The sequence below is a fragment of the Apilactobacillus sp. genome (genome assembly GCF_025290035.1).
In the GTDB taxonomy this organism is placed as follows: domain Bacteria; phylum Bacillota; class Bacilli; order Lactobacillales; family Lactobacillaceae; genus Apilactobacillus.
The window spans coordinates 104,693-118,378 of the sequence record NZ_JAMBKT010000002.1; the positions used below are offsets into that span (position 1 = coordinate 104,693).

At 35.0% G+C, this 13,686-nt stretch carries 12 protein-coding genes and 5 tRNA genes; 2 read left to right on the forward strand and 15 right to left on the reverse strand.

Annotated features, from left to right (window positions below):
- Positions 1-48: 48 nt before the first annotated feature.
- The gene (locus M3005_RS01850; RefSeq protein WP_293793188.1) at positions 49-1,002 is read right to left on the reverse strand and encodes a DMT family transporter; all 954 of its coding nucleotides are present in this window, start codon (positions 1,000-1,002) and stop codon (positions 49-51) included.
- Positions 1,003-1,283: 281 nt separating this feature from the next.
- Here M3005_RS01850 and M3005_RS01855 point away from each other — a divergent pair, with 281 nt between their 5' ends.
- Positions 1,284-2,354 (forward strand): LCP family protein, encoded by a 1,071-nt coding sequence (locus tag M3005_RS01855; protein WP_293793189.1) that lies wholly within the window; start codon positions 1,284-1,286, stop codon positions 2,352-2,354.
- Positions 2,355-2,459: 105 nt separating this feature from the next.
- Here the strand turns inward: M3005_RS01855 and M3005_RS01860 are convergent.
- From M3005_RS01860 to M3005_RS01900, 9 genes are all read right to left on the reverse strand, one after another.
- Positions 2,460-2,531 (reverse strand) — tRNA-Gln (locus M3005_RS01860).
- Between the two features lie 7 nt (positions 2,532-2,538).
- Positions 2,539-2,611, reverse strand: a tRNA-His gene (locus M3005_RS01865).
- Between the two features lie 32 nt (positions 2,612-2,643).
- A tRNA-Leu gene (locus M3005_RS01870) sits at positions 2,644-2,729 on the reverse strand.
- A 65-nt stretch (positions 2,730-2,794) separates the two neighbouring features.
- A complete protein-coding gene (locus M3005_RS01875; protein ID WP_293793192.1) occupies positions 2,795-3,673 on the reverse strand; it encodes a homoserine kinase in 879 nt (292 codons plus the stop codon).
- Position 3,674: 1 nt separating this feature from the next.
- Complete coding sequence (locus M3005_RS01880; protein ID WP_293793195.1) at positions 3,675-4,121, reverse strand: SprT family protein; 447 nt, start codon at positions 4,119-4,121, stop codon at positions 3,675-3,677.
- A gap of 10 nt (positions 4,122-4,131) precedes the next feature.
- Positions 4,132-6,300, reverse strand: a complete 2,169-nt coding sequence (locus M3005_RS01885; RefSeq protein ID WP_293793198.1) for a Tex family protein — start codon at positions 6,298-6,300, stop codon at positions 4,132-4,134.
- Between the two features lie 72 nt (positions 6,301-6,372).
- A complete protein-coding gene (locus tag M3005_RS01890; protein ID WP_293793201.1) occupies positions 6,373-6,789 on the reverse strand; it encodes a hypothetical protein in 417 nt (138 codons plus the stop codon).
- Between the two features lie 18 nt (positions 6,790-6,807).
- Positions 6,808-7,635 (reverse strand): ammonia-dependent NAD(+) synthetase, encoded by an 828-nt coding sequence (gene nadE, locus M3005_RS01895; protein WP_293793203.1) that lies wholly within the window; start codon positions 7,633-7,635, stop codon positions 6,808-6,810.
- Positions 7,635-9,107: a nicotinate phosphoribosyltransferase gene (locus M3005_RS01900; RefSeq protein ID WP_293793205.1), complete on the reverse strand. Its 1,473-nt coding sequence runs from the start codon at positions 9,105-9,107 to the stop codon at positions 7,635-7,637. The genes nadE and M3005_RS01900 overlap by 1 nt, the downstream gene beginning before the upstream one ends.
- Before the next feature lie 98 nt (positions 9,108-9,205).
- On the opposite strand from M3005_RS01900, the gene M3005_RS01905 reads away from it, so the two are divergent.
- Positions 9,206-9,931, forward strand: a complete 726-nt coding sequence (locus M3005_RS01905; RefSeq protein ID WP_293793207.1) for a WecB/TagA/CpsF family glycosyltransferase — start codon at positions 9,206-9,208, stop codon at positions 9,929-9,931.
- 18 nt (positions 9,932-9,949) lie between these two features.
- On the opposite strand, the gene M3005_RS01910 is transcribed toward M3005_RS01905, so the two are convergent.
- The 5 genes from M3005_RS01910 to M3005_RS01930 all read right to left on the reverse strand — a co-directional run bounded on the left by M3005_RS01910 (position 9,950) and on the right by M3005_RS01930 (position 13,499).
- The gene (locus tag M3005_RS01910; protein ID WP_293793209.1) at positions 9,950-10,669 is read right to left on the reverse strand and encodes a GntR family transcriptional regulator; all 720 of its coding nucleotides are present in this window, start codon (positions 10,667-10,669) and stop codon (positions 9,950-9,952) included.
- A gap of 23 nt (positions 10,670-10,692) precedes the next feature.
- Complete coding sequence (proC, locus tag M3005_RS01915; RefSeq protein WP_293793211.1) at positions 10,693-11,472, reverse strand: pyrroline-5-carboxylate reductase; 780 nt, start codon at positions 11,470-11,472, stop codon at positions 10,693-10,695.
- Between the two features lie 80 nt (positions 11,473-11,552).
- Positions 11,553-11,624: transfer RNA gene (locus M3005_RS01920), tRNA-Gln, on the reverse strand.
- Positions 11,625-11,631: 7 nt separating this feature from the next.
- Positions 11,632-11,714, reverse strand: a tRNA-Tyr gene (locus M3005_RS01925).
- 186 nt (positions 11,715-11,900) lie between these two features.
- Positions 11,901-13,499 carry a peptide MFS transporter gene (locus M3005_RS01930; protein ID WP_293793213.1) on the reverse strand — a complete coding sequence of 533 codons (1,599 nt, stop codon included), beginning with the start codon at positions 13,497-13,499 and terminating at the stop codon, positions 11,901-11,903.
- Positions 13,500-13,686 lie beyond the last annotated feature (187 nt).

A 13,686-nucleotide genomic window follows, 5' to 3' on the forward strand; every position in this document is an offset into this window, starting at 1 on the left:
TCACCATGACGCATAATTACTAAATAAGCCATCTTATCATCTCTTTTTTCATTCTTCTAATTCAGCATTTCTTTGTTCTAATTGGCTGCCGATAAATGTAATCACAGAACCAATCAAAATGACTATAATTCCTATCCAGGTATTGATTGCGATTTTATCACCAATAAGAATCATTGCTAAGATTGGTGCTAATCCTGGCTTAATGAAAAATACGATTGAAGCAATTGATACTCCTGCTCTTTCCATTGCCAAGAAATAAAATGCGAATCCTCCACCAGTCACAAATACACATATAAATAATAGAATCCAAAAATATTGGAAAGAAACGTTATGTAAAATTGGTGTTTTCGCAAATGGTTTTAGCCATTCTACTTTATCCATTACTGCAGCCACTGAATTAATATTACTGATCAACACTAATGCCAATAATTCAACGGCTCCTGCTAAGAAAGTATAACACGTTGTTGCTATTCCATTCATCCCTGTAACACTGGATCCCCATCTTGAAACAATTCCATATAAACCAAAGGTTAATGCTGAGCCTAACGCTAATGTTAAACCTAGTGGATTAGTTAAGTTTTCGGGGTTAACGATAATTATTAATCCCAAAATGGAAATTACTAATGAGATAAATCCTAATCTGCTGATTTTTTCTTTTAAAATAAAAAAAGCAAATAGTAATGCAAAAACGGGATTACAGCTAAAAACTACTGCCACAGTAGAAGCTTCATCATACATGATGGCCAACTGATATAAAGTCATACTAACTACCACGCATAAAAATCCTGTTAATAAAAACACTCCAATACTTTTCCACTTTGTCGTCATTAAAGGTTTCTTCCCATTCCTCAGAACAATTGGTAATAAAATCAACCCACCAATAAAAAATCTAATTAAGTTCAACTGGATTGGACTAAAGACCCCTTGGACGCTCTTTAAAGCAATTTCCATTGAGCTAAACATAAAAGTAGAAATTAATATATATAGAAAAGTTTTTTTCAACTTAAAACGCGCTCCCTTTTTTAATTTACAAATTAACAAAAACTTGATACACTACTAACTTAAATTAAATTTGTAATTCCTTGATTTAGTTATATCAACATCAGAATTATATCATATTCCCCATTGCCATTAAAAATGTGACAAAATTATTACAATTTATTACATCTTTTGTAACCGTTATTAATTTTTATAAAATAAGTTTATAATGTTACTTATATTTACGAATCTTGATTATATCTTTTATAATGGGGAAATTCATAAAAAGGAGCTATGATTGATTTATGCAAAATAACAATCAAAATTTCGAACGAGTTTCCAGATCTAGAGCAAGTCAACCTCATTTCAAGAAAAAAAGTCATAAAGGTGCTTGGATCACCTTTCTTATTTTCTTAGTTCTGCTAGTTACTGGTCTGGTCGTTGCTCACGGTATCTATGTGAACATGAAAAATGCTGCTGATAAAGCCTATCAACCAGGCTTATCAACGAAGGCAAGAAATGTTTCGAGTGTTATCGCTCAAAACAAACCAGTATCTATCCTATTATTAGGTACTGATACTGGTGCTCTTGGACGTCATGATACTGGGAGAACTGATACTATCATCTTGGCAACTGTAAATCCCAAGAAGAAGACAATTTACCTAACAAGTATTCCTCGTGATACTAAGGTTACTGTTCCTGGTGATTCACAACCATACGAAAAGATTAATGCTGCATATACTATTGGAGGAGCATCTAGCGCTGTTCAAACTGTTCAAAACCTATTGAACGTTCCAATTGATTTCTATGCAATCATTAACATGGGTGGTCTAGAAAAGATGGTTAACGCCGTTGGTGGTGTTACCGTTACTCCTCCACTTACTTTCCAATATGGTGCTGCTAACGTTGTTAAAGGCAAGACAGTTACCTTAAACGGTGCTGAAGCACTTGCTTACTCAAGAATGAGACATCAAGATCCTGCTGGTGATTACGGTCGTCAAGTAAGACAAAGACAAGTCCTACAAAAACTTGTTCTTAAAGGTATGAACATTTCTTCACTACCTCGTTACAAAGAAATCTTAAGTTCTGTCTCAGGTAAGCTAAAAACTGATATGAAGTTCGACGACATGGTCGCACTTCGTGAAAGATATGGAGTTGCTACTCATCATATCAAGTCACAAACTTTACAAGGTGAAACAGCTGTTATTGATGGAATTGATTACGAAGTTCCAACACAACAAGAGTTATTAACTATTTCTAACTCAATTCGTTCAAGCCTTGGTTTAAGTACTTTATCATCATTGAACCAAACACAAGATACAACTAGTGATTACAGTTCAACCACTTCAAGTACTTCAACTCAAATTAATTACTAATAATAAAAGCATCCGATGATAATCTTCGGGTGCTTTTTTATTACCTTCATTCCCCTTTTTGGCAAACAAAAAGACATTCGCCTAAACGAATGTCTTTTATTTAGATTGGGCTAGCTGGGTTCGAACCAGCGCATCACGGGATCAAAACCCGTTGCCTTACCACTTGGCTATAGCCCAATAAAAGGGCGGTAGGTGGGAATCGAACCCACGCGTGTCGGAACCACAATCCGATGTGTTAACCACTTCACCACTACCGCCATATCATTATGTGTAATGATGATTTTAATAATGCGGCCAAGAAGACTCGAACTTCCACCGGGAGTATTCCCGACAAGATCCTTAATCTTGCGCGTCTGCCAATTCCGCCATGGCCGCAGTAAAAAATCACAAATATTATTATATGTGATTTTTGATTTAATTTCAATACTATTTGTTAAAATTTATTCTCCACGAACAGTCGCACCAGTGTGATCAACCTTAATTAGTCTCATTACCCCTGCTAAATTACTGTCGCTTAAAGCATTTCTCAATTCATTTAGTTGTGATGATGTTCCAAAAGTAATCACACTACGTTGAGATTGATTTAAGAATGTTCCATATATCCCTAGTTGATGGGCTTGCTTTCTAATAACTTCAAGTTCCGGAACCACATCATAAATATTATCGGTATAAATGGCGTCGTTTTCCATCATTTCAGTTGCTTTAGTCCATTCATTATTCATTAAGGATGCGACTAATACATTAGTAGCACTACTTGCCTTAACGGCATCAACTGAACTAACTTCATCCTTGTACACAGCTTTATCATGGCTACCATCATCTTTAACTAAATATACCAACGCGTTAATAACTTCTGGAATATCTGTTTTAACAGTGGTTGCCATTTCACCATTAAAGTATGAAACGGTAATATTGCCCAGTAACGCTGAAGCCACACCGTCGGCATGTCCTTCAATCTTACTTCCCGCATTAATTTCGTCATCAATGGACATATCTAAATCACCTAATGCATTGGCGATTTTAATTCCAGCAACAATTGCAGTTGTACTAGAACCTAACCCTCGGCCAATTGGGACATCAGACATCACAGTTAATTGGTGTGGTTTAATTGTTGGGTCCACCTTTAAAATGGTTTGTACAATGATGTTATTTTCATCACGAGGGACATCATCACCTAATGCATGGTTAACTTGCCAACGATCCATTTCCTCTTCAACGATGACAGTGTAATATAAACCAAACGCAATTCCAATTGAATTAATACCTGCACCAATTCCAGTTGATGTGGCTGGTACTCTGATAATTATTTTTTTATCCAAACTAATCATCTCCAGTTTTTAATTCTAGTTTTCCACGACATTTTCCACAGACATATTTTTTAACGTCGATTTTACGCTTACGATGGTAAGTTTGTCCACAATGTGAACAAACATAAAGCAACGGACGATTATCAACAGGTGCCGGTGCATAACGCGATCCCCCGACTGTTTTCAATAAGCGCTTAAAAGCCAAAGTATTATGTTTACCAGAATAGCCTGCTAAATGCAGATGGTAATGACATAATTCATGCTTAATTACTCCAATTAAAACATCTTTAGAATGTTCTGACAACATCTTAGGATTAATATCAATATTGTGACTTTGAACATGGTATCTGCCGCCAGTTGTCTTTAATCGACGGTTAAAATATGCCTTGTGGACAAACGGTTTCGCAAATGATTCTAGTGAAATGTTTTCCACTAAAATTTGTAATTCTTGATCATTCATTTAAATTTTATCACTTCTCCGGATTAATCATTGTTAGTTGAATCCGATTTCTCTTAATATCAATTGATAATACCCAAACATCAACAATATCTCCTACTGAAACAATTGCACTAGGGTCAGAAATAAAGCGATCACTCATTTGAGAGATATGCACTAACCCATCTTGTTTAACACCTATATCCACAAACGCACCGAAATCAATTACGTTTCTAACAGTTCCTTGTAATTGCATCCCTTCTTTTAAGTCCTCAATCTTCAAAACATCTTGTTTTAAAACTGGCATTGGCATGCTATCACGGAAATCTCTTCCTGGACGTTTTAGTCCATCAATGATATCCAAGACTGTTTGTTTTCCGGTTTGCGTTTCATTTATAAACTTATCAACATCGAATGTGGATAAGGCAGCATTAATTTTGGGACTGCCTAAAGCATCTGTGGATAAGCCTAATTCCTTCAATATCTTCATTGCAACTGAATAACTTTCCGGATGGATATCGGTATTATCAAGTGGATTTGTTCCATCAATAACACGTAAGAACCCAATTGCTTGTTCATAAGTCTTGCTCCCTAAACGAGGGACACTACTTAATTCTTGTCGTGTTTGGAATACCCCATTGCTATTTCTATACTTAACAACGTTTTTAGCGGTTGCTTTCGTCATTCCTGAAATATGGGTTAATAATTCTGGACTGGCTGTATTAACGTTGACTCCAACTTTATTCACAGCTGTTTCCACAACTCTGTCTAATTGGGCATCTAATTGTTTTGCAGGTAAATCGTGTTGATATTGACCAACACCAACTGATTTAGGATCAATCTTAATTAATTCAGCTAACGGGTCTTGCAAACGTCTTCCGATACTTACAGCAGATCTTTCTTCAACATGAAAATCTGGGAATTCGTCACGTGCATTTTGACTTGCTGAATATACCGAAGCGCCTGCTTCATTAACAATTACGTAATAAACTGGTAGCTTATTTTCTTTAATTAAGTCAGCAACAAATTGTTCTGATTCACGACTAGCGGTTCCATTTCCGATCGCAATCATTTCAGCATGATTCTTGTTGATAAAATCAACTAATTGTTTTTTAGCTTGTTCACGTTTAGTTTCACTCGCTGGTTTATGTGGATAAATCACTAGCTTATCTAAAAACTTCCCGTTGTCATCAATTGCTGCTAATTTACAACCAGTTCTGTATGCTGGATCAAAACCAATTACTACTTTGCCTTTAATTGGTGCTTGCATTAGTAGGTTATACAAGTTTTTACCAAAGATACTAATTGCATGTTCGTCGGCTTCTTCGGTTAATTGGTTTCTAATTTCACGATCAATTGCTGGCTTCATAAAACGAGCATATGCATCTTCATAAGCTGCTTTAACTGCATCAGCGCTCTTATTAGTTCGCTTGCGATTAGTTTCTGCCTGTAAAAACTTATAAATCACGTTGGTATTAACTTCAATGTTAACGGTTAGAATTTTTTCCTTTTCCCCACGGTTAAGCGCCAATACTCTGTGCTTTTTCAATTGATTAATTGGTTGTGAAAAATCATAGTAGTCAGCGTAAACATTCTTTTCGTCCAACTCTTCACCATTCTTCTTCACTTTACTAGTGATTAAACCATGTTTCTTAGTATCTTCTCTAATCCATTCTCTTAAATGCGCATCGTTACCAATGTCTTCGGTTAAGATTTCGTGCACTCCGGCCAATACATCTTCGACTGAATTTAATTCTTGTTCAGCATTAACATAGTCACTAGCCTTTTGTACAAAAGAATCATCATTGGCCAATACTAGCTTTGCCAGTGGTTCTAACCCTTGTTCTCTGGCAATCATGGCCTTGGTCTTCTTTTTCTTCTTGTAAGGAAGATATAAGTCTTCAACGTTTTGCATTGTTTCGGCATTTTGAATCGATTTTTTAAGGTCATCATTTAATTGACCTTGTTCTTCAATTAAACGAATAACTTCTTCTTTACGTTTTTCTAGATTACTAATTTTACTGTTGGCATCGGCAATTTCTCTAATTTGAACTTCATCTAAACTACCAGTACGTTCTTTTCTATATCTAGCGATAAACGGAACTGTATTTCCTTCTTCCATCATTGATATAACAGCAGTCACTTGTTTTTCAGAATAGTGAGAAAGTTCCTTTACAATCTTTTTGATAATTAATTCTTCCATTGATATCATCCCATCTTCACGTCTTTTTAAGCAAAAAAATAGCTGGTAGTAATTACCAACTATCTTTAATTATTACATTGACATCATGATTTTTTGAGCAGTTTTAAATACTCTTTCAATACTATCTTGTTGTGCTTGACCAGCAGCATTGAAAGATTCGACATCAATTTTATCTGCACTAATGCTATCAACCATATCTTGGCATCCCTTTACATAGTCAGCATATGCTTCAGTTAATACTGAGTGACGACCTAATTCTTTAGCAGGAACATCAGCGTTTTGTAGTTGAACTAAAAATCCTTGATATTGATCAGTTCCGTCTTGGAATGTTTGTTTAGTCTTAGGTAAATCAATTCCAGCATAGTCATTCTTTGCAACCGCATCTTCTAGTGGTTCGTAGTCATGACTCATTTCTTCTCCCACTTTGTTAGTGTTAGTGATTAAATCAGATAGTAATGGAGCGTAAATTGCCATCTTGTTCTTTTTCATAATTATAAAATTCCCTTCTTATTTCCAAAAGTCATCGTAAATGGTGATTGGTAGATGACGTTTGTGTTCAGTTTTAATATACCAGTTTTCAATTTTTTCTGCAGCTGAATCATCTACATCCTTACCTTCTAGGTAGTTGTCGATATCATCATAGGTAACACCTAAGGCAACTTCATCTGGTAATGCAGGACGATCATCTTCTAAGTCAGCAGTTGGTGTCTTTTCGTATAAATGCTTAGGGGCATTTAGTTCATTCAACATTGCTTTTCCTTGGCGTTTATCTAATCGCCATAGTGGAGTAATGTCAGCAGCACCATCCCCGAATTTAGTGTAGAAACCAGTTACTGCTTCTGCAGCATGGTCAGTACCTAATACAGCACCACTAGTTTGACCAGCAATTGCGTATTGAGCAATCATTCTTTGACGGGCTTTAATGTTTCCCTTGTTAAAGTCAGAAATATCTAAACCATTTTCTTCAACAGCTTTCATTGCTGCATCTGCCATTGGTTTGATATCAACTCTAAATGTCTTATCAGCACCGATAAATGCAATTGAATCCATTGCATCTGATTCATCTGCTTGAGTACCATAAGGTAATCTAACAGCGATGAATTGATATGAATCATCTTTGGTTTCTTCACGCATTTCGCTAATTGCGATTTGAGCTAATTTACCAGTTAAAGTGGAATCTTGACCACCTGAGATACCCAATACAAATGTTTTTAAAAATGGGTATTTCTTTAGATAGCTCTTTAAAAATTCAACACTATTTCTAATTTCTTCTTTTGGATCAATTGATGGTTTAACCATTAACGCATCAATAATTTCAGCTTGCTTATCGCGCATTATAATTCACCCTTATCTTGTTTTTGTTTAATTTGAGCATGGACTTCTTTAATAATACTCATCTTGTTGTCCCAACACTTAGTGGATAAATCAACTGGGTATTCTTGCGGATTTAACTCACGTTTGTATTCAGGCCATAGTGAAGATAATACTTCTTCAGAATGTGCTTTAATATCAGCTAATTCTGGTTGATTATAAACTAGTTTACCATCAACAAAAATATCAGTTAATAGTGGCTTGGCAACAAAATCAGTCAATGTCTTATTGATATAAGTATATTGTGGATGGAACATGTATAGTTCAGATTCATCGTTAGGATTTTCATCATTTAATGTGATGTAATCTCCTTCTGACTTGCCATCTTTTCTTTCGGTAACACGCCATACTTGTTTTTTTCCTGGTGTAGAAACCTTTTCTGCGTTATTAGATAGCTTAATGGTATCAACCATTTCACCATCATCATTTTCGACTGAAACCATCTTGTAAACGGCTCCTAATGCCGGTTGATCAAACGCAGTAATTAACTTAGTTCCAATTCCCCAAACATCAATCTTAGCATCTTGCATCTTTAAACTAGTAATGGTTTTTTCATCTAAATCATTAGAAGCAAAAATCTTAGCGTCTGGGAAACCAGCATCATCTAGCATTTCACGTACTCGTTTTGATAAGTATGCCATATCCCCCGAATCAATTCTAACTCCGGCAAAATGAATCTTATCGCCTAGTTCTTTAGCGACCTTAATTGCATTCGGTACACCACTCTTCAATGTGTCAAAAGTATCAACTAAAAAGACACATTCATGATGACTGTTGGCATAAGCCTTAAATGCCTTGTAGTCGTCCTGGAATAGTTCAACTAGTGAATGCGCATGGGTACCACTGATTGGAATGTTAAAGTTCTTACCAGCTAATACGTTAGATGTCGCATTAAAGCCACCAATATAGGCAGCTCTAGTTCCCCATAAAGCAGCTTCAGTTTCTTGTGCTCTACGACTACCAAATTCTAGTAGTGGGTCGTTTCCAGCAGCCATTCTGATTCTTGCAGCTTTGGTGGCGATTAATGTTTGGTAATTAACAATATTTAATATTGCCGTTTCTACCAATTGACATTCACATACGTTTCCTTCAACTTGTAGCATTGGTTCGTTATTAAAGACTAATTCCCCTTCTACAAATGAACGGATTGAACCGGTAAACTTGAAATTACTTAAGTATGTTAAAAATTCTTCACTATATTCATTTTGACTTCTCAAAAATTCAATATCTTCATCAGTGAAGTTAATGTTTTGAATATAATCGATTACCTTTTCTAATCCAGCGAAAATAGCAAATCCATTTTCGAATGGCATTTTTCTAAAGTAAACCTCATATACAGCGTGGCGATTTTGCAAACCTGCTTTAAAGTATGTTTGCATCATATTGATTTCATATGCATCAGTATGTAATGTTAAATTATCAAATTGATTTGACATTTTTAATGAAATCCTCCTAATACATGTCGCATTTTATTGTCTTTTATTTTATCATTAATTAAAGAAATAATCATAATAATTTATTTGAAGGTATAGAGATGGAAAATAAAAAAGTAAATATTTTGGGATTCGATTTTTTAAACAGTTCATTTAATAATTTTATGGACATCTTAAAAGACCGTATCAATCAAAGACAAAATACATTTGTAGTGACCGCTAACCCTGAAATCGTAGTCGCTGCTTTAAACGATAATCAATACGCTGAAACCATCAAAAAAGCCGATTACTTAGTTCCAGATGGAGTCGGTATTGTGATGGGTGCTAACATCTTAGGATCAGATATGAGCGAACGAATTACTGGCTATGATGTCTTATTAGATTTATTAGCATGGGGAAACCAAAATCATAAATCAGCCTACTTCTTAGGGGCCAAACCAGAAGTTATCGCTGATTTAAAGAATATCATTTCGCAAAAATATTCCGATTTAAGCATTGCTGGATATCATGATGGGTATTTTACAGATAGTGACGAAATTGCTGCTGAAATCGCGCAAAATAAACCCGATATGGTATTTGTAGCATTAGGTTTTCCTAAGCAAGAATACTTTATCGAAAAATATCGTCTTCAAAACGATGGATTATGGATTGGCTTAGGTGGGAGCTTTGACGTTCTATCAGGTCATGTCCAAAGAGCACCACAATTTTGGATCAATCATCGGATTGAATGGTTATACCGTTTAATTAAAGAACCAACTAGATTTAAGCGCATGTTAGCGTTACCCAAATTTATTCGTTTAGTTAAAAAACAAAATAAACAAAAATAAAACAAAAAGTACATTTGATTAATCAAATGTACTTTTTTTACTGTCTAAATAAAATTCGAATCTTTCACCAACATATTGAGTTCTAACGTATTCAAAAGGTTCACCATTTTGTAATTCCGTTACCTGACGTAAAAGCAAGATTGCATCACCCTTTTTTACATCTAAGAATTCAGCGATTCTTTCTGATGCTAAAGTAGCAGATACATTTTGGCGCGACACCTTTGGCGTTAATCCCTTTTTCTCTTTTAATGATGCATAGAAAGAATGGGAAACATCCTCCTTGCTTAAACCGTCAATAAACTTTTCCGGTACGGTCGCAATTTCAAAACAAATTGGAATATTATCGCCATAGCGGATTCTTTCCATTCTTAAAACTTTATCGTTTTCAGAAATGTTGAGTTTTTCGATCTCACTTAATGATGGTTCTAACATATGGTATGACACAGTTTTACTAGATGGATGTTTGCCTTGTGCAATCATGATATCTGAAAAGCCAGTAACTCCAGACATTTTTTCTTGTACCTTTTGATTGGAAACATAGGTTCCAGAACCAACGCGTTGATCTAAAATACCTTCATCCACCAAAGTTTGAATTGCTTGTCTTAAAGTCATTCTGCTGACATTAAATTCAGCTGACAATTGACGTTCAGAAGGAATCCGACTTCCTAGTTTCCATTTTCCATCTTCGATATTCTTTTTGATTGAATTATGAATTTGAATATAAATTGGCAAAGCCATTATCTAACAATCCCCTCAAAATATTACTCTTCTTGTGTTGCATCAAAGCAATCAATAACTGCTTTCTCAAAACCACTCTTCTTTAATGCCAATAATCCTTTGATGGTTCCACCAGCAGGTGAACAAACATCATCGATTAAATCATTTGGTGATTTCTCAGATTGATTAATCATCTTCATTGAACCTAAGATAGCTTGAGCTACCATTTCAGTAGCTGCTTGTTTGTCTAAACCATGGTTAACCGCACTTCGGCTAAAGATGTCTGCAAATAAGTAAGCATATGCCGGTGTGCAACCCATTAATGATCCAGATACATCGAATTTGTCTTCTTCAACTTCGATTGTCTTACCAATTAAATCGAAAACGTCAACGATTGATTTCAATGATTCTCCTATCAGATTTTCATTACTCTTATAAATTAACATTCCTTCGTTCACTTCAACGTTAACGTTAGGAATTAAACGAATAACTGGTAAATCATAGCTAGTTAACTCTTCTAAACGTTCTAATGTTACTTGCCAAGCAATGGATGCCAAAGTTTTATGTGCTAGATTATCTCTTACTTCTCTTAAAACATCTACAACTTGATTTGGTCTAACCGCTAAAATAATCAATTCACTGCTTCTTACCACTTCTTGATTATTGTTACTACAATTTATCCCAAGTTCGTCCGCAAATTGTTTATACTTTTCAATATTAGGAGCATGAACATAAATATCTTCTGCCTTAACTTGATTGGAATTAACAAATCCCCTAATCATTGCTTTGGCCATTGCTCCTACTCCAATAAACCCAATTTTCATAGTAACCTCCTGAAGCGAAATATTGAATACATTATAACATAAAAAAAAGACCGACTAAGAAAGTCGGTCTTTTTAAGTAGTTGGGCTAGCTGGGTTCGAACCAGCGCATCACGGGATCAAAACCCGTTGCCTTACCACTTGGCTATAGCCCAATAAAAATGGAGGGGAGTGGATTCGAACCACCGAACCCGAAGGAGCGGATTTACAGTCCGCCGCGTTTAGCCAGACTTCGCTACCCCTCCGAAAAGATACAAAATGTAATCAACAAGAAATATAATATCAAAATCATATTTATATGTCAATAACTTTTTTGTCTAATCGCAAGTGTTAAAACTGCGACGCTGATTAATATCTCTCAACCAATCAACATATAATATAATATCGAAAATCGCAGAATGAGTCAACACTTTTTTTACTTTTTATAATAATTATTTTTTGGAAACCTTTCTAAGAATAGAATGAAGGATTACAAACATCAAAATAGATAGTATGATTCCAATGATTCCTAATACTAAAAAGTAGTCTACATTCGCCACAGAGAAGTATTTAACCACTTGTGAGTTAATTGCTTGCCCTGCTGCATCTGATAAGTACCAGACCCCCATCATTTGAGAAACAAAGTTCTTTGGTGCTAGTCTGTAAGTGACTGAAAGACCAACTGGTGAAATTAACATTTCACCTAAACAAATAATGCCGACAGTTAAAACAATCCATAATGGATTAACACTCCCACCATTTAAAAAGCGAATAGGTACATATAATACTAAACAACCAATACTTGCTAGTAACACCCCGATTGGAAAAGTCTTAATTGCGCTACTTTCATGGTGATGCCATAATTTAGCAAAAACAGGTGTAAATATTAAAATAAATAATGGATTAATAGCTTGATACCATGTTCTTGAAATATGCACATTAATATCACCATTGTGAAAAACAGTAATTAAGATAAAGAATAACGCAATGGCTGATGTAAATACCTTTAGTAATTTACTATCGGTTTTCTTGTGCAAGAAGTAGCCAATAACCGCAAATATCACAATAAAAAATGTTAATAATCCATATTTCCAAACGGTAAATTCGTTATTTGTACTTCCATTGGCCATAATAGCTAATACAATTGGTCCTTGTTCCTCAATTCCCCAGAAAAAAGCAGCTCCAATAAATAGAACTACATAAATTAACATGCCTCTTCTTTCAGCTGGATCAGTATCATTACTAGTGATAATCACGAAGAAATAAATGAATGGAATTACTACTGTAATTACACTCAACAAGGTGATAATGTTAGTTAAGTTCAACGCATCAAAAGAGTACATTAATAATAATACTAATGCAATTGAAACAACACAGAATAAAATACGATCGAATAACTTACGCACTTCATAAGGTTCAATCGGGTTAGATGTGTAAATACTATTATTTTGATTATAATCTTTAGTGTGATACTCAAAAATACCTAATCCAATTAACATTGCAACGGCTCCAGTGAAGAACCCTAAATGAAAATTAACGTTCATTCCTAAGAATCCAATGATAATCGGTGCTAAAAACGCCCCAATATTAATTCCTGATAAGAAAATAGTAAAACGATACGCTCTCGTGTTGTATTGTTCATCGTATAGATTTCCGACCATCGTAGTAATTGTCGGTTTTAACAATCCCATTCCAACAGTTAAGAGAATCAATGAAACGAATAATAGCAAAATCATGTTGGAAAGCGGAATTGATAATATTAACTGTCCAATAATAATCATTATTGCCCCAAGTGAAACAGTTCTTTTTCCGCCTAAAATACGATCACTTATGTATCCTCCACAAGCAGCAGCTAAATAACTAAGTGAACCATAAATGGCAAAGATAGAAGCTGCTGTTGCTGGTGTAAAACCCAATCCCCCGCGACTGATTGAGTAATACATGTAATATAGTAAAATTGCTTGCATGCCGTAATAACTGAAACGTTCTAATGATTCAGTTAACGTTAGTGAAATCAATCCCTTAGATTGATTATTATCAATATTATCCAAGTCTAAATCCTCCAGACAAAAATATAACTACAGCAACGGTAATTATACGCTTTGATTTAATTTTAATCAATTTTTAATCTTTTATATCCATACCGCAATAAAAAAACTAGGATGAGTAAGACATCCTAGTTTTTTTATGCCGGCTGCAGGACTTGAACCTGTGACCGCCGGTTTACGATACCGATGC